The organism is Bartonella sp. AP280QHHD, from assembly GCF_042196125.1.
Lineage (GTDB): Bacteria > Pseudomonadota > Alphaproteobacteria > Rhizobiales > Rhizobiaceae > Bartonella.
In genome coordinates this window covers 163,418-181,232 of the sequence record NZ_JBHIPQ010000038.1, presented here as the reverse complement: position 1 = coordinate 181,232, position 17,815 = coordinate 163,418, and the positions used below count along the sequence as shown (strand labels likewise).

At 38.1% G+C, this 17,815-nt stretch carries 8 protein-coding genes; 5 read left to right on the top strand and 3 right to left on the bottom strand.

All coding sequences use genetic code 11. The features are described from left to right. Nucleotides 1-64: 64 nt before the first annotated feature. Nucleotides 65-4,723: a translocation/assembly module TamB domain-containing protein gene (locus ACFIMK_RS05665; RefSeq protein ID WP_375628500.1), complete on the bottom strand. Its 4,659-nt coding sequence runs from the start codon at nt 4,721-4,723 to the stop codon at nt 65-67. Continuing rightward, the gene (locus tag ACFIMK_RS05660; protein ID WP_375628501.1) at nt 4,723-6,687 is read right to left on the bottom strand and encodes an autotransporter assembly complex family protein; all 1,965 of its coding nucleotides are present in this window, start codon (nt 6,685-6,687) and stop codon (nt 4,723-4,725) included. The genes ACFIMK_RS05665 and ACFIMK_RS05660 overlap by 1 nt, the downstream gene beginning before the upstream one ends. Before the next feature lie 408 nt (nt 6,688-7,095). Here ACFIMK_RS05660 and ACFIMK_RS05655 point away from each other — a divergent pair, with 408 nt between their 5' ends. Continuing rightward, nucleotides 7,096-8,628: a YifB family Mg chelatase-like AAA ATPase gene (locus tag ACFIMK_RS05655; RefSeq protein WP_375612798.1), complete on the top strand. Its 1,533-nt coding sequence runs from the start codon at nt 7,096-7,098 to the stop codon at nt 8,626-8,628. An 11-nt stretch (nt 8,629-8,639) separates the two neighbouring features. On the opposite strand, the gene ACFIMK_RS05650 is transcribed toward ACFIMK_RS05655, so the two are convergent. Next, entirely contained in the window at nt 8,640-9,545 is a 906-nt protein-coding gene (locus tag ACFIMK_RS05650) for a transporter substrate-binding domain-containing protein (RefSeq protein ID WP_375632130.1), read from the bottom strand. A 1,228-nt stretch (nt 9,546-10,773) separates the two neighbouring features. Here ACFIMK_RS05650 and gyrB point away from each other — a divergent pair. The 4 genes from gyrB to coaBC all read left to right on the top strand — a co-directional run bounded on the left by gyrB (nt 10,774) and on the right by coaBC (nt 17,186). Next, nucleotides 10,774-13,206: a DNA topoisomerase (ATP-hydrolyzing) subunit B gene (gene gyrB / locus ACFIMK_RS05645; protein WP_375611371.1), complete on the top strand. Its 2,433-nt coding sequence runs from the start codon at nt 10,774-10,776 to the stop codon at nt 13,204-13,206. 118 nt (nt 13,207-13,324) lie between these two features. After that, on the top strand, nt 13,325-14,107 hold the full coding sequence (ubiE, locus tag ACFIMK_RS05640; protein ID WP_375612796.1) for a bifunctional demethylmenaquinone methyltransferase/2-methoxy-6-polyprenyl-1,4-benzoquinol methylase UbiE: 783 nt from the start codon (nt 13,325-13,327) through the stop codon (nt 14,105-14,107). A 2-nt stretch (nt 14,108-14,109) separates the two neighbouring features. Next, on the top strand, nt 14,110-15,696 hold the full coding sequence (gene ubiB, locus ACFIMK_RS05635) for a 2-polyprenylphenol 6-hydroxylase (protein WP_375682868.1): 1,587 nt from the start codon (nt 14,110-14,112) through the stop codon (nt 15,694-15,696). A 68-nt stretch (nt 15,697-15,764) separates the two neighbouring features. Continuing rightward, a complete protein-coding gene (gene coaBC, locus ACFIMK_RS05630) occupies nt 15,765-17,186 on the top strand; it encodes a bifunctional phosphopantothenoylcysteine decarboxylase/phosphopantothenate--cysteine ligase CoaBC (RefSeq protein ID WP_375668161.1) in 1,422 nt (473 codons plus the stop codon). The last annotated feature ends 629 nt before the right edge of the window (nt 17,187-17,815 follow it).

Here is a 17,815-nt window from a genome sequence, read left to right as displayed (position 1 = left end):
TCCTTCCTCAGATTTAGAAATGAGAGACAAAAAACGAAGAAATTGTTTTTTGTAAATTCAATCTTTAATAATCTCTTTCATAAAAGAGACCTATACTAGAATTTTGTTCATTTCCTATGGCACCTTTAGCTTTGAGATGACGCGAAATATCTAAATTAATTGTCCCTTTCGTCGTTCCATCAGACCCTGCTTCAAAACCCAAATAAATATTATTGTGTATGTAGCGTCCAATACGTAAGCCTGTATTCCCCTTCTCATTAACGATAACATCAAGATCATCAAGTCCAATTTTAGTTCGTAAAGTATTCAACAAAGATGTATTAGAACTACCTGCAAGATCAGCCGCTGCTGCTGCAAGTTGAGCAATCTGAAATGGTGATAATTCATTAAGAGAGCGATTAAAAATCAAACGCGCCAAAATCTCATCCTGAGGCAAATTTGGTTGTGATGAAAAATTAATATCAAGATTATCAACCGTCCCACTTACAGTTACAGTGACACGAATATCACCACTGTTATTGTTGGTTACAAAATAAACCGTAGGATTAAGATTACCACTAAAACTCGCTTGTCCTTGATCAAAATTAAGACGTTGCGACAGGATATCAAAACGTCCACGAATCATTCTAAATTCACCAACTGGATGCACATCATTCAATGGACCTGCTAGATTAATGCGTCCTCCCAGTTCAGCATCTAAGCCTTTTCCGCGTACAAAAAATTGATTGCGTGCTGTAATACGCATGTTTGATAGCACGACAGATGAAGATTCTTGTGTAACTATACGGCTTTTGCTTTTGTTCGTGTTCTTAACATCAGCACGTTCAAGTGTTGTTTGAATCGATTTAGTTAAATTCTTATTTCTAACATCAAGAAACTTGGCACTTTTAAAATGATCAGGAACAAAAACTTCAGCTTTTTCAACGATGATATCACCACCAAGAACAAGACTATTTAAAAAATGACCTGTCATTGTCATCTCACCTGATAATGTTGCCAGAATCATAGAACCATCATTATAATTGGCATTATCAAGATGAAATATCAAATCTGTCTCTAGACCATTAGAGATACGACCTGAAGCAGAAATTCCTCCCCCCTCAAACGAAGAAGCTGAAGCTTTTTCTATAAGGATATGATCACCTTTCAATTTGCCTTCAATTGTTATATTATTTAATCCTACATTTGTTTGTGAATCAAAAAAGCTACCGTCGCCTATAGAAATATTTCCTATCAATTGTGGCTTTGATAATGACCCATTAAGAGCTGTATCAATTCTTGCTGTACCCGTTATATGTGCACCACGCTTAGCTAATAAGAGATTAACAAAATCAAGAGGCATTATCCCTTTAACGTTTAATTTTGCCTCTGAACCATTAAGAGATACAGGCCCATGGATGGAAAGATCTAATCCTTTATCTCCAGTAGCTATCATATTTTCAATATGAAATGTCGATTTTTTATAAGAACCACGAGCATTTATATTGATTGACATCGGTCCTTTATGCGTCATAGCGGTTAAATTTTGACTAGAAAGCTCAAAATGAGCAGATGGATCCTTCATTGTTCCACCAATATCAACTTTACCTATCACTGTCCCATCAAGCGCTTGTCCTGCAATAAAACCATTCGCCAAACGTGCAGATAAATTTTGCAAATTAATATGAAGATCAAGCGCATTTTTCTCTAGAGATACACGCCCCTGAGCTTGTGCTTGTACTCCTTCTCCTGTTAAATTTGCATTCAAAGTAAGATTTTGATCTACAGTATTTCCCGTAGCAGAAAGAGAAAAAGGCATAATTTTTTTATCTTGAAAAGCAACGGTTGTCAGTCCCTCACCTTTTATATCGTAAGTTATATCAGGTTTTTTTAAATGACCACGAATCATAACCTGCCCTGTTACACTCCCTGCTGCTCCAAGATCGGATTTCCACAGATTGACTAAAGCAGCAGGAAGCGCATTCATTGTAAGTTGTAAATTCAGGGTATCTTGAATATTTCCTGCTAAAATGATGTTGCCTCCATTTATTGCAATTCCTAATTCATTGATTGTCATTCCATCTTTATCAAAAGAAATTATAGATGGCTTCGGCAATGTTGCATGAAAAGTATGTTGTTTTAAGTCCACAGCTTCAATTTGCACTTCTCGTTTTATACTTTCTGGAAGTTCCTCAACCATTAAACGACCAGAAAGCCTTGCATTGAGAGTATCATGCAACATCGCCTGGACAGTAAAAACCGTTTGTCCATTATTCCTATCAGCGTGAGCATTTAAACGATTGACCATTACCAAAGGTGTTTGAATATGTTCTGCATTGATAACTCCTTCAAACTGAGTCATGCCAAAAGGATCGAATATGTCAGCATCTATTGCCAATTTTTTTATTTTATTCTTGGAAAAATTCAAATGGTTAACATGCGCCTTCACATTGGTTTTTTGTCTGCCATTTTGTTCATCAAAAATAAAATCTCCTTTTACTTTTCCACTACCATCCTGCAAAAATAACGCTGAAAGTACGGAAATATCATCGGCATCAATATGCAGCGCTCCTTTCAAAAAACCGCCAAGTTGTTGAGAAAGATCACCCGTTATTTTTGCACTTCCCCCTCTAATATCGATATTTTCAAGTTTTCGAATTTTATGAGAATCTTCAAAAGAGGCCGATAAATGCAAAGGTTTCTTAGCAAAAATTCCTTCACCCTTTACCACCCCTGTTAAAGAAGTAACTGGTGCTGTATTATCTACAAATGCATCTATGTTAAATGTTGTGTTTTGAAGTTTCTTCCCTACAATTAATGCTTCAGAAATATGGGCACGCGTATTTAGTTTTATATGGCTATTGCGCCCTCTCGCCGTACTTTGAATTGTAAGTGCACCGCTTATCTTTGAGTCTAATTTGGACAAATCAGATATTTGAGCAGATAGATCCATTTTAGCGCTTTCATCTGAAAAATAACCATTAGCCTCTATATTTGTATATTGATTTTTCAAATTAAAATGACGTAAAGTGAAGCCCTTTGTATTTCGAGCAGTGCCACCTGAAAGAGTAGTATTTCCTTTGAATAAACGATCAAAAGACTGCACGCCTATTTTCATATCGTCAGCCATTCCTGATAATTGGAGATCAAAAATGCCACTCAATAAACTGATCGTTCCTTTGGCTTTAATATCTGCATTACCAGAAAGTGATTGTTTACTGAACACTTCCAAAGGAGTTAATGTTTGAGCTTTTAAACCGAGATCGCCTTTAAAAACAAAATTCTCCATTGTCCCTTTTAACCAAGAAGAAAAACCCTGAGCCGTAACACTCAGATCATGAATCAAAATTGGTTTGTTCGAAACAATATCCGTATCTAAATGCACATGAACCGCTTGGCTTAAATTTTCTACTAACGCTCCCTTAATCTTTTTAACCCCTTGAAGCGTCCCTTTAACCTGAACACCAACATGACGAGAAGCTGCATTATCAAGATTTTCGCTTACTCCTCCCATATCAAAAATTGCATCGCGAATATAAATATTTTTATTGCTTAAATGATTTACAACCAACCGCCCATTCCAAGATTGTTGACCTTCGCGACCATAGTCAATGTTCAAAGCAAGAGTATTCGCAGGTTTTGGCACTTCTGATATAGGTAAATGAATAGACTCCTTTTCGTTATCAAGAGCCATTTTGCCATCAACAAAAAGCCGTCGCAAGAATCCATCAGCGGTTATTTCAGCATTGGCTATAACATTCATTGCTTTGTTCTGAATAACCATCTGATCAAGGTGTGTCACACCTTCTTTTGTTCTTCTTGCCTTTGCTTTTAATGTTATATCAGATTCGAAGAGACTACGATATTGAACAGGTATTAAAGGGCTCAGTGTTCCCTCTAATTTCGTAGAAAAACTCTGTCCTTCTGGAACACTTGCAAGAATAACATTACCATCTAAAATAGAATGATGATCGGACTCTAAAGAAAGTTTGATAACCAAATCATCAAAAGTACCATCACCTTTCACGACGAGACTTAATGCTGGACGTTGTTCAATGTTAAAAATATTCGCCAAAATACCATTTTGTGGTTCGTTAGCAGAAATATCAATTTGAGCTGTACGATTACTATCAGATATCTTGGTGAGAACAGAAAAAGAACCCGGTGCATCTAAACGATGCGCCGCTATATCGACATCAAAATTACCACCAGCCAAGGTGAAATTGCCTTTTAAGGACATATCAGCAGAAAAACCAAAAAGATTCTGTTCAAATGTCACATGTTGAGCTGTAAGCGTATTGATAGAAAGAGCAAGCGGTAATTTTGGTAAAGAGAATTTACCAGTCTCAAGGGAAGAAACAAAAGAAGAATTGCCTTGCGGTTTGCGTAAAAATGTAACCTGTTCTGCCGAAAGCTGGTTAATATCCATCCGCCCTCTCAGCAACGCTAGACGATTCCAATCCATTTTAGCATTGGTAATTTTAAGCCAAACCCCTTTTTTATCACTGACAGTAATAGTATCAATTGATGTTTGAGAAGACAGTGTCCCTTGCATATTGTGTAAACGAACTTGACGATTAGGCGCTGAAAGCTTTCGTTCAATTAAAGAAACAAACCATGAGCGATCATCTGTTTTCATTTCGCTAGAGGGAAGAATGTCTCCTCTTTGCGCAAAAACAAAACTACCCACCCCAAAAAACAAAAATACAAAGAAGAAAGCTGATAAACGTACACCTTTTTTCATTAAAATGCTTGCCCTATACCCACATAAAAACCAATGCGAGGGTCACCCTTCTCTCTCTTTAAAGGAAAGGCTAAATCAACGCGTAAAGGACCAAGACCCGTCATATAACGACCTCCTATACCGGCTCCCCATTTAATTTTTTGAGAAAAATCAAAATTCGCCTTTTTCCCTACTAAACCTCCATCAAGAAAACTGACAAACCCTATTTTATCATTTAAAGAAACACGCAATTCTGCTGACCCCTCAATAAGCGCCCGTCCACCAACAACCCCATCATTTTCTGTTTTGATACCAATATTACGGTAAGCATAACCACGAACAGAGCCCCCACCACCAGCAAAAAAAAGCGTATTTGCGGGTACTTGTGCTGTATCATTCCCAAGAATTGTACCAAGCTTTGCCCGCGCAGCAACAACAAAACGATCCCCTTCATCCAACGCCCAATAAGAACGACCTTCTGCTGTTACTTTTGCAACAAAGTTGCTAAAACGCATCTCATAAAAAGGCTCAATGAAAACTTCACCATATAAACCTTTTGTTGCATTAAACTTATTATTACGACTATCGTAAATCAAGCCGCTAGGGAAACCGATTGTTGTAAAATTACGGCTCCCAAAATAGATATCACGTGAATAACCATTTGAAACTTCTACAGCAGCCTGTCCCGATAGATTACCATTAAAAATATGCGTAATACCTAATTTTCCTTTGATGGCTTTTGTCGTATAATTTTCTAAAACATCTTGTTGTATTTTTAATTCTGATCTGAAATCTGTATCTGGCGTGAGTACACCGGGCTTTACAAATGTACCACCGAAAAGATAATCAAAATTTTTAAAATTATATGATTGCTTTTTATTGCTACCAACACCACTTATTTTTGTTTCAATTTTAAGAGTCTCTGCATGACCCAAAAGATTATTATGCATCCAATAAGTCTCAAAACCAGCACCGTCTAAAGTTGAATAGCTACCGCCTACACCAAAACGACGCGGTTTACGTTCTTGTACAACAAGTGCAAGCGGTAAACTACCATCTAGATTAATAGTATCAGCCTCACGTATATTGATAGCACGAAAAACACCAAGGCGCGCAAGACGTTCATTTGCCTTAGCTAACGCATCAGAATCGTATATCTGCCCTGGTTTCAATCCGGTCATCCACGCGATATAAGCTGAATCTACACGTGGTTTCTTACTTATATTACGCACACTTAAAGGACCATAATAAGCCTTTTGTCCAGGACCAACAACAATCCGTCCTTCAACACGCAATGTAGCATGATCAGCCACGACTTCACTCTTCATAATTTTAGCTTTAGCATAACCTTGTTGCCGCCATCCTTCTATCGCCCATTTTTCTGCTTTCAAAATGGTTTCAGATTTAGCAATAGCCCCAAATTTATAGCCCAATTCTTCAATTGTGGGCATTTTATGCGCTTTACGTTTTTCAAACGGAGCTACTTTATCAATATTGGCAATACTAAAAACATATTGTGGACCAGCATTAATTGTAATAACGATATTCGATTGTGCTGGAAGTTGAGTTACCGGACTTAAATCAGCGACTTCTAAGCCATTAATTTTAATACTAATAACACCACCATAGCGTCCATCAGCATAAAGAGCAGAAAGAATTGCTCGATAATCTGAACGCGCCTTGGCGAGCAAACCAGAAGAACTGGCGGATGCTTTCTCTTTATCAGCAACAAGAGAAGAAACAGATTTAACTATTTTTATACCTTCTAATGGTGCACCTGGCGGTGCAACAACATCAACTTTATAAAATTTCTCTGTACTTTTGGTATAATGTGAAGAAGAATTTGTTTTCTTTTGACCAAAAAAAGGGATGCCGAAAAAATCAAATGCAGCAAGTGGCTGTGGAAAAGAAAAAGTAAAACACAAGCCTATAAATACACAGCGCACAGTCCCTGATTTTAACAAAATTCTTGTCTGGTATACCATAAAATCAGATACCTTATAATACACTTTGCATCTACTACGCTTTAAATAATATAAAAATAAGAAAGGTAAATATAATTACTTTGCACATTTTACACGTTTTATCACATCAAATAACACTCTGCGATACATAACGTTATCCTCCCCTTATATTTTCATAAAATTTTGCACTGTTGTATAACACGAACAGCCTCATTCTTTTTTTCTTAACATATTTATTTAGCTTATTATAAATGTTTTATTGCGTCCCATATCATCATGGTTAAATTTGTACAAATGACTTTCCATGGGAATGCTAAAAAACTGCCCACGTATATAGTTCTCTCTATAAAAAAAGCTATAGAGATGCTTCTTGATTTTTATAAATAGATATGATTGTCTCTACCAAGTCTAAAGGGGGAAAATAAATAAATGATCGCACGTATTACAACTGTTGCTTTTCGCGGTCTAGAAGCAGTCCCTGTCGATGTACAGGTTATGATTTCGTCTGGTAAAATAGGAATGGCTATTGTTGGATTAGCTGATAAAGCAGTTGCAGAAAGCCGTGAACGTGTACAAGCAGCCCTCCACGCTTGTGGACTTTCTATGCCTACTAAACGAATTACGATTAATCTTGCACCAGCTGATTTGCCTAAAGAGGGATCGCATTATGATTTGCCAATCGCCGTAGGCTTAATGCTTGCTATGGGAATCCTCCCTCCCGAAGTAGCTCAAGACTATGTCATTTTAGGAGAATTATCACTGGATGGTTCACTTACCGCCGTTAATGGTGTTTTACCAGCTGCCATGACAGCTTTATCACTCGATAAAGGACTGATTTGTCCCTTCCAATGTGGACCTGAAGCAGCATGGGCAAATGCAGAAATAAATATTCTTGCCCCAGAGACTCTGCTCACTATAGTCAACCATTTCAAAGGAACCCAAATTCAAAAACGTCCACAACCGCGCCAATATACTATCGAAACTGAACTTCCAGATCTTTGCGAAATCAAAGGACAAAAAACAGCCAAACGTGCCTTAGAAGTTTGTGCTGCTGGACGCCATAACCTTTTGTTTGTAGGTCCCCCTGGTGCTGGAAAATCTATGCTAGCGCAACGCTTACCTTCCATTTTGCCACCTCTTGATAGCCGTGAGCTTTTAGATGTCTCTCTGATTGCTTCTATTACAGGAGAAACGGTTCATAATACCATTTCACTTCATTGCCCCTTTCGTTCCCCACATCATTCTGCTTCCATGGCCGCAATGATTGGTGGAGGGCTTAAAGGACGACCGGGAGAGGTCTCCCTTGCTCATAATGGTGTGTTATTCCTTGATGAATTGCCTGAATTTTCTCCACGGGTTCTTGATTCTCTTCGTCAACCTTTAGAAAGTGGGGAGTCAGTTATCGCCCGTGCTAATCACCATATTAGCTATCCTGCTCGCTTCCAACTTATTGCCGCAATGAATCCTTGCCGTTGTGGTATGGCAGGCGAAAAAGACCATGTTTGCCCTAAAGGGATACGCTGTCAAATCGATTATCAGTCCCGTATTTCTGGTCCTCTGCTTGACCGAATTGATTTACGGATTGATGTCCCTGCTTTGACGGCTATGGACCTTATGCAACCAGAACAATCAGAAAAAAGCTGCGACGTTGCCAAACGCGTCGCACGGTGCCGTACCATTCAAGCTAAACGTTTTTCAACAATGGGGTTTGATCATATTCGTACCAATGGCGATTGCCCTGCCAAAATTATAGAACAGATTGCCATTCCTGATAAAAGTGCGACCATACTCTTACGAGATGTGAGTGAAAAAATGCACCTCTCCGCACGCGCTTATCATCGCATTCTCAAAGTTGCACGCACAATTGCTGATCTTGACGGATCAGATACTCTTTCACGCTATCATCTCGCAGAAGCTATTTCCTATCGACTAGGCGCAGAAAGATTAACAGCCCTTAATTAAAAAACTACTCATCAATAAAAACTTATTGGAAAATAACGCAAATAAAGTTCTGTAAGTTTACCATCCTCTTCTAGAGATTTCAGCGCATAATTGAGTATATCAACCAATTTTTCATTCTTTTTTGCAACAGCAAGCTGCATTCCTTGCCCCAATAACTGTGGCGCCATATATGCCCCCCCAACAAAATGGCAGCAATCAACAGATTTTTGTTTTTTGAACCATAATGATAAAGCAAATCCATCATCAAAAATAAGGTCAATTTTACGCTCTTGTAATGCTTTATAGAGCTCTTCTCTCTTTTTAAACCCTTGCCATTTGGCTTTAGGAAAATAATATTGAAAGAGTTTTTCGTGAACACTTTTAGACAAAACACCACTGGTTAAATGTATCAATTGATCGCTTATTGGCTCATCGAGATTTAAACGTCGAGAAGCAACAAATCGCGCTGGAAAGCGCAAATATGACTTTGTAAAAACAAGATCTTGCTGGGTTTTACTTGTTTCTTTTAAACCCGCAATAATGACTTCTGCACCACCATTTTTAACATGTTCTACAAGCTCTTTCCAAGGAATCACTTCTATTTCACAAAGCTTCTCTAATTTTAATTTTGAGCAAATAGCACGCAATAAATCGATATTATAACCTGCAAGATACCCCGATTGATCAATAAAATTAAAAGGAGGAAAATCAAAAGTTGTTACAAAACGCAAACGAAAGATATCCGTTGTATCAGGTTGTACCAAATGTTCATGCGAATCAAAAAAAGAAGGCAACCTTTCAGCTTCTGCGTAAGAGGAAAATAGAACCCCCCCCGCTACAAATAAAATACGAATAAAAATATTGTATGGATTATTGAATAAAAAGTACTGTAAACGCAATTGAAGATGTTTCACATATATAGATTTTTTTATTTTCAAAATCTCTCCCCCATTTTTCAAAACTAAGATGCAACACTTCTTAACTATTATCTAACGCACTTCACCAAAATATCTGGCGTTTAATAAATAAAATTCTTGCTATTTTTGAAACCATTGAAAATGCTTAGATTTCTGATGTTAATTTTCCAAAATGAATATATAAAAAGTAATTTTAGAGAAAAGCGATTTAATTTTTTAATATAAGAAATAAGCTGTATATACTTTATTGCGTATCTTAAAATATTAAGACCATTTCCTTGCGTATCACAACCTGGGAAGTATATAGATATATTGAAGAAAAGAGTAAAAATACCCCTCAAATGCCGAGGGTTTTCTCAACATTAAGGTTGCATCAACATTTAAGAGCTGAAAAATAAAATGATGATTCTGATTTGCACTTTATTGTCACGATGGGAAAGATGGGGGACATAAATCTTGTAGTATTCACAGGGTATTTTGCGTTATACTATTCAAACATCGTTGTAAAATGAGTTTGGGAACATTGAGAGATGCTCCTTAAAAAAGCGCGTGAATAAACAGTACAATGGCGTTTTGTTTTGAATGAGCGATGCAACCTCACGAGAATGCAAGAAACAAAAGCGTAAGATAATTCGTCATTACCCTCATTATTCAAAAACATCACCGTAGACGTTTTTTTAAATTGTAAAGTTGAATATAAAAGATGATCGTGGAAACGTGTTTTTACATTTACGCATTTATATTTTCCTCAAATGAAGCTTTTTTCACATTTTAAAGATGACACAAACCAATATACACAATATTTTCGCCTCAATCTAACATACAAAAGTTTGAACTGCTTAGAGAGCTCGCAACCTTTGTTTTAAATATATGGTAGAATTAGGATTGAAAAATTGATTTATGGATAAAACAAGTGAGACCTTTATTAGTGTAACACAAAAATGCATAACTAATTCTGAAACATTACGCATATGCAAAAATAAACAAAGTAAATAGCATCGTTTATGAAACAGCTTTTTGTATAAGTCATAAGTGTTTATTCGCCTTATATCACCGCCCTAGTGTTTTACAGCATAGCAGTACACTATCATTTTATCATTCTCTCCATTATATATCGACAGATATTGAATCTAGATCTGATATACGGTAAATATTTAATGTGGTTATTCCATAAATAACTGATCAGAACATTGAGCTTTAAAAAAAGCGGATAAAATATTGTAAATTGAACACAGGAATGGACTAACTTATGAGTGATGAAATAACCTCACCAGCACAAAGCAATAACTATGATGCCGCTTCTATCAAAGTTCTCAAAGGTCTTGATGCTGTACGCAAACGTCCTGGTATGTATATCGGTGACACTGATGATGGATCGGGGTTACACCATATGGTCTATGAAGTTGTAGACAATGCTATCGATGAAGCTTTAGCCGGTCATGCAACTCTTGTAAACGTCACACTCCATGCTGATGGTTCTTGTTCTGTTCGTGATAATGGACGTGGAATTCCGACAGATATCCATCCAACAGAAGGTATTTCTGCCGCTGAAGTTATTATGACACAGCTTCATGCCGGTGGAAAGTTTGATCAAAACTCTTATAAAGTTTCAGGCGGATTACACGGTGTTGGCGTCTCTGTTGTGAATGCATTATCCGTTTGGCTTAAATTGCAAATCAAACGCAATGGTAAAATTCATGAAATATCATTTACCCACGGGGTAGCTGATGCTCCATTAAAAGTTGTTGGCGATTGCGATCAAGAAAGTGGAACAGAAATTAGATTTTTACCAAGCTCTGAAACCTTTACTATGGTTGAGTTTGATTTTGAAACTTTAGAGCGTCGTTTACGGGAATTAGCTTTTCTAAATTCTGGGGTTTATATTCTTCTTGTTGACGAGCGTCATGCTGATATTAAATCCGTTGAATTGCATTATGAAGGTGGATTAATAGAGTTTGTGAAATATATTGATCAATCAAAAAAAGCTCTGCTTGATACTCCTATTTATATTGCAAGTGAAAAGGATGGTATGAGCGTTGATGTTGCCCTGTGGTGGAATGATTCCTATCATGAGAAGGTCTTGTGTTTTACCAATAATATCCCTCAGCGTGACGGTGGAACGCATTTGATAGGTTTCAGAAGTGCCCTTACACGCCAAATTAATGGCTATGCTGAATCTTCAGGTATTGCTAAAAAAGAAAAAGTGAACTTAACCGGTGATGACTGCCGTGAAGGATTAACAGCTATTCTTTCTGTCAAAGTTCCTGATCCAAAATTTTCTTCACAAACAAAGGATAAGTTAGTCTCTTCTGAAGTGCGCCCTATTGTTGAAAGTTTGGTCAATGAAGGTCTTTCAATATGGCTGGAAGAACATCCTCATGAAGCAAAACTTCTCATTAGTAAAGTGGTAGAAGCTGCAACAGCACGTGAAGCAGCACGCAAAGCACGTGAACTCACAAGACGAAAAGGGGCGCTTGATATCACTTCTCTACCAGGAAAGCTTGCCGATTGCCAAGAACGAGATCCCGCAAAATCAGAAATCTTTATTGTCGAGGGGGATTCGGCTGGCGGTTCAGCAAAAAGTGGGCGCTCACGTCAAAATCAAGCAATTTTACCCCTTCGTGGTAAAATCCTCAATGTTGAACGAGCACGTTTCGACCGCATGCTCTCATCTGATATGATTGGAACACTTATTACAGCTCTTGGAACGTCTATCGGTAAGGATGAATTTTCGCCGGATAAATTACGTTATCATAAGATTATTATCATGACGGATGCGGACGTTGATGGAGCCCATATTCGTACTCTGCTGCTCACTTTCTTTTTTAGACAAATGCCCGAGTTGATTGAACGTGGACATCTTTATATTGCTCAGCCTCCTCTTTATAAAGTATCGCGTGGAAAATCTTCCCAATATATTAAAAATGAAGCAGCGTTTGAAGAATTCTTGATCGATACTGGATTAGAAGAAACAACGCTTGAGCTTTCAACGGGAGAAGTTCGTGCAGGGGCTGATTTGTATCAACTCGCTAAAGATGCTCGTATATTACGTCAACTTTTAAATGGTCTTCATACCCGTTATGACCGTAATATTGTTGAACAAGCAGCAATTGCTGGCGCTTTTAATCTTGAAGTCTTTGCAACACAAGAAAAAGCGCAAAAAATAGCAGATACTACAGCACACCGCCTTAATCTGATTGCTGATGATATGGAACAAGGTTGGAGTGGACAATATACAGCAGATGGAAGTTTATGTTTTGAGCGTATTTTGCGTGGTGTTAAAGATGTTGTTACGCTTGATGTGGGACTTATAAATTCAACTGACGCACGCCAAATTGATCGCATTTCCCAAAATTTTATCGACATATATCATCCTCCTGTTCTTTTACGTCGCAAAGATAAAACAGAGCGTATTTTTGGTCCTATGAGCCTTTTAGAGAGCATTTTTACAAACGGTAAAAAAGGTGTTACTCTTCAACGTTATAAAGGTCTTGGGGAAATGAATGCTGAACAACTTTGGGAAACAACGCTTGATCCCAATGCACGTTCTCTTTTACAAGTAAAGATTAATGATGCAACCGATGCAGATTCACTCTTTTCTCGTCTCATGGGTGATGAAGTTGAACCTAGACGTATTTTTATTCAAGACAATGCCTTAAGCGTTGCCAATCTTGATATCTAAAGGTACTCTTCTGTTTTTGGCTGTGTAAACGTCGTAGTTTTATACGTTGTTTTTTCGTAGTTGAACATTCCCTCTCTATTTCATTTACGATAAAAGAAAAATAAGGAAGATCATATACATGGCAATTGAAACAGAACGTGTAGGAACCAAGGGTGGCATGGAGCACTCTTTTGGTTTTACAATAGTAGATGAAACACAAAAACAATCCATGGTGGATGGTGTGTTTCATTCTGTTGCTGAAAATTATGACAAGATGAATGATATCTTATCCTTAGGGCTACACCGTGTGTGGAAAAATTCCATGATTGCTTGGCTTTCCCCACCAGCACTTTCTCATTGGAAAGTTCTTGATGTCGCTGGCGGTACAGGTGATATTGCTTTTCGTATTCTTAATGCTTCACGCCAAAAAGCCCATGCTACAGTGCTTGATATTAATGGCTCAATGCTCAGCGTTGGCAAAAAACGCGCACAAAAAAATGGTCTTGCCCCTCTGATTGATTTTGTTGAAGCCAATGCAGAAAATCTACCTTTTGAAGATCAAAGCTTTGACGCTTACACGATTGCTTTTGGAATTCGCAATGTTCCTCATATTGATCAAGCTCTTAGAGAAGCTTTTCGTGTTTTAAAGCTCGGTGGACGTTTCTTATGTTTAGAATTTTCAAATGTCGAGATGCCTTGGCTCGATAAAATTTATGATCTTTGGTCTTTCCATGCTATCCCTAAGCTAGGTCAATTTATCGCAAATGATGGCGATGCTTATCGTTATTTGGTTGAATCTATCCGCAAATTTCCTAAGCAAGATGATTTTTCCCATATGATCAAGCATGCGGGGTTTTCGCGGGTATCGTACCGCAATCTCACCGGTGCGATTGCAGCGCTGCATTCAGGTTGGAAAATTTAAAAATGGTGCAAATTTCCCCTTACTTTCAATTGATGCGTGTAGGATGGGTTTTAACACGTGAAGGTGTTTTAAGTGCTCTTCCTCATGATGATCTTCAAGGATTTCCAGCGCTATGTCATCGTATAGCGAGTGCATTAGCACGACGCAAAACAAAAAAGAAACAGCGATCTGAAAATATTTCATATGCCATTAATAAGCTTGGACCCTCTTACATAAAACTTGGTCAATTTCTTGCCACAAGACCTGATATTGTTGGGCGTGATATTGCGGAAGATTTGTCACAGCTACAAGATCGTGTCCAAACATTTTCTTGCACTGCCGCTATTGCTCAAATTGAAAGTTCTCTTGGTCGCTCTATTGATGATTTATTCGTAAATTTTTATCCCCCCATTGCCGCCGCTTCTATTGCTCAAGTTCATCCAGCTGAATACAGTGATGAAACTGGCCATAAGAAAAAATGTGCTGTAAAAGTTATTCGTCCCAATATCAGAGCACGTTTTTCTAAAGATCTTAGAGGATTCTATCTCATTGCTCATTTACAAGAGCGCTATATCCCTGCCTCTCGAAGGCTTCGTCCTGTTTGTGTGGTGGATACTTTAGCACAAACAACACGACTTGAAATGGATTTACGCTTAGAAGCAGCAGCTATATCTGAAATGGCTGAAAATATTCAACATGATACAGGCTTTCGGGTTCCACGTATTGACTGGGAACGGACAGGACGTAATGTTCTTACAATGGAATGGATTGATGGTATAAGAATATCCGAAACTTCCAAACTCAAAGAAGCAGGATTTGATTTGAAGGCGCTTGCTATTACGCTTATTCAATCTTTTCTTCGTCATACACTGCGTGATGGTTTTTTTCACGCCGATATGCATCCTGGTAATTTATTTGTAGATGAAAAAGGATGTATTGTTGCTGTTGATCTAGGCATTACAGGAAGGCTTGGCAAAAAAGAAAAGCATTTCCTTGCTGAAATTCTTTACGGCTTTATTACCCGCGATTACCATCGAGTTGCACGTGCCCATTTTGAGGCCGGCTATGTTCCTTCACACCATAATATCGAAAGCTTTGCGCAAGCCAACCGCGCTATTGGCGAACCAATTCACGGACAATCAGCACAAAGCATTTCCATGGCTAAATTGCTCACTTTATTGTTTGAAGTCACTGAATTATTTGACATGCAAACGCGACCTGAACTTTTATTGCTGCAAAAAACGATGGTTGTCGTGGAAGGTGTTGCCCGCACATTAGACCCCACTTTTAATATGTGGAAAGCTTCTGAACCCATTGTCAAAGAATGGATTAGTAAAAATTTAGGACCCGTAGGCGTTGTAAAAGACTTTAGTGAAGGAGCACAAGCTCTCCTTTCGCTGGCACGCAAAACACCACAATTGGTTCAAAATTTCCAACAAATAGAAGAAGATTTCAATCAAATGAGAAAAACAGGTTTTAATCTTTCTCCTGCTACCCTCAAACAACTTGCTGTAGAACAAAGTCACAGAAACCGTTATGGTCGTTATAGTCTTTTCATCATTGCACTTTGTTGCGCTTGTCTTACTTTTTACTTTTTTCACCTTTTCTAATCTCCTTAATATGCTAAAAATATCAACAATGAAATCATTGCAATCATTTTATTTCTTGGAGGTATTTTATGGCCAGTATTACCATTCGTAACCTGTCTCCTGAAACCAAAGAAGCTTTACGCATACGCGCCGCGCAAAATGGTATTTCTATGGAAGAAGAAGTTCGACGCCTTTTAAGCAATCCCACTCCTCTCACCACACAACCCCTTCATACTAGTGCTGTTGAAGTGCAATCATTGAAATCAAAATCTCTCCTTCTTATTATTGGTGGAAGTATTGCATCCTATAAAGCCCTTGATTTGATTCGCCGTTTACAAGAACGTGGAGCACATTTAAAAGTTGTGATGACAAAAGCAGCGCAAAAGTTTATTACGCCTTTAGCCGCTGAAGCTTTAAGCGGTGGTACTGTATATACTGATTTATTTTCACGTGAAGAAGAACACGATATCGGACATATCCGATTAGCACGTGATGCTGACCTGATTATTTTAGCTCCTGCTACAGCCAACCGCATTGCAAAAATAGCCAATGGCATAGGAGATGATCTGGCTGATTGTGTCCTTTTAGCAGCACGCTGTCCACTCTTGATTGCACCCGCCATGAATCCGTCCATGTGGGTGCATCCAGCAACTATTCGTAATGTTGCACAATTGCACGCAGATGGCGTTCATATCATCGGACCAGAAATCGGAAAGATGGCTGAACGTGACGAGATTGGATATGGACGTATGAGCGAACCTTTAACTATTATCGCTGCTATAGAGAATCTTTTGAATGTGCATGAAAAACCTCTCTTTGGCCGCCATTTCATCGTTACCTCTGGCCCTACCCATGAACCAATTGATCCAGTGCGTTATATTGCTAATCGGTCTTCAGGTAAACAAGGCCATGCCATCGCAACCGCTCTTGCGCATTTGGGTGCAAAAGTAACACTTATTTGTGGACCTGTTAATCTTGCAGACCCACAAGAAGTAAAAACCATTCATGTTGAAACAGCACAACAGATGTTACAAGCCGTTCAAACCGCATTGCCTGCTGATGGTGCTATCTTTGTTGCCGCTGTTTGTGACTGGCGCAGTCAAACGCAGTCTTTACACAAAATTAAAAAGAATGCTCATAAAATACCACCATCCCTTCATATGGTTGAAAATCCTGACATTTTAGCAACGATTGGACACGCTCCAAACCGCCCCTCATTGGTCATTGGTTTTGCTGCTGAAACATGTGATATCATTGCCAATGCGCAAAAAAAATGTGTTGAAAAAGGAGCTGATTTCATTCTTGCTAATGATATTTCTCTTCAACTAGATGGTACAAGTGTCATGGGTGCTGATACAAATCAAGTTTATCTCGTAAGTAGAAAAAAAGTTGAACAATGGCCCCATATGAGTAAACAACACGTAGCGCAAAAATTAGCAAACGTGATTGTATCATTTTTTGCCCCCAAAACACCTACTCCTCATGAGGAAAATATACCCCTTTGCAAATAAGAACTCTTCAAACGCGTTGATATTAAAACACCTTATAAAATAGAACTGACAATATGTGTCTATCCATCTCAATTAGTATATAATATTTCTGGTTTATAATGATAATATCGCATTGTTCATATTAAATTAGAATCCCAGATATCATAAGATTCTCTCATTCCTAATCTCTCTCATGTTGAATCAATAAAAATCATTTTCTTGCACGTTGTAAACAAGGATAACTGTATGAATACAAAACGTTTCAGAAAGAACTAAAAGCGCTTATAATGGACCGTCTCAAGAACCAAGGGCTTGTCTCGGACAACACTGAGGATGATGGTGCCAACGTGCTCTTTTTATTAAGCGTAAAGTTAGTGATGCCCTATAAGTTTTATATTATTCACGAGAGCTTTACCCATATACCATTCACAAACGCTGTTGCGAAATGGGTGTGATGAGCCGTTGGGAAATGTTTTTTTAAAAAATCCTATCTCACCCTAGCCTTCATAAAAGCAGGATCTATTGCACCACTGTCTCGCCAGCTTATAAAAAAACAAGCTATCATTCACTTTGGCTACCATCAATTTTGACAAAGCTCTTGTAATGGATAAAATTTATAAAAAGCATTTTCTTTCTTCAATGTTTTTATC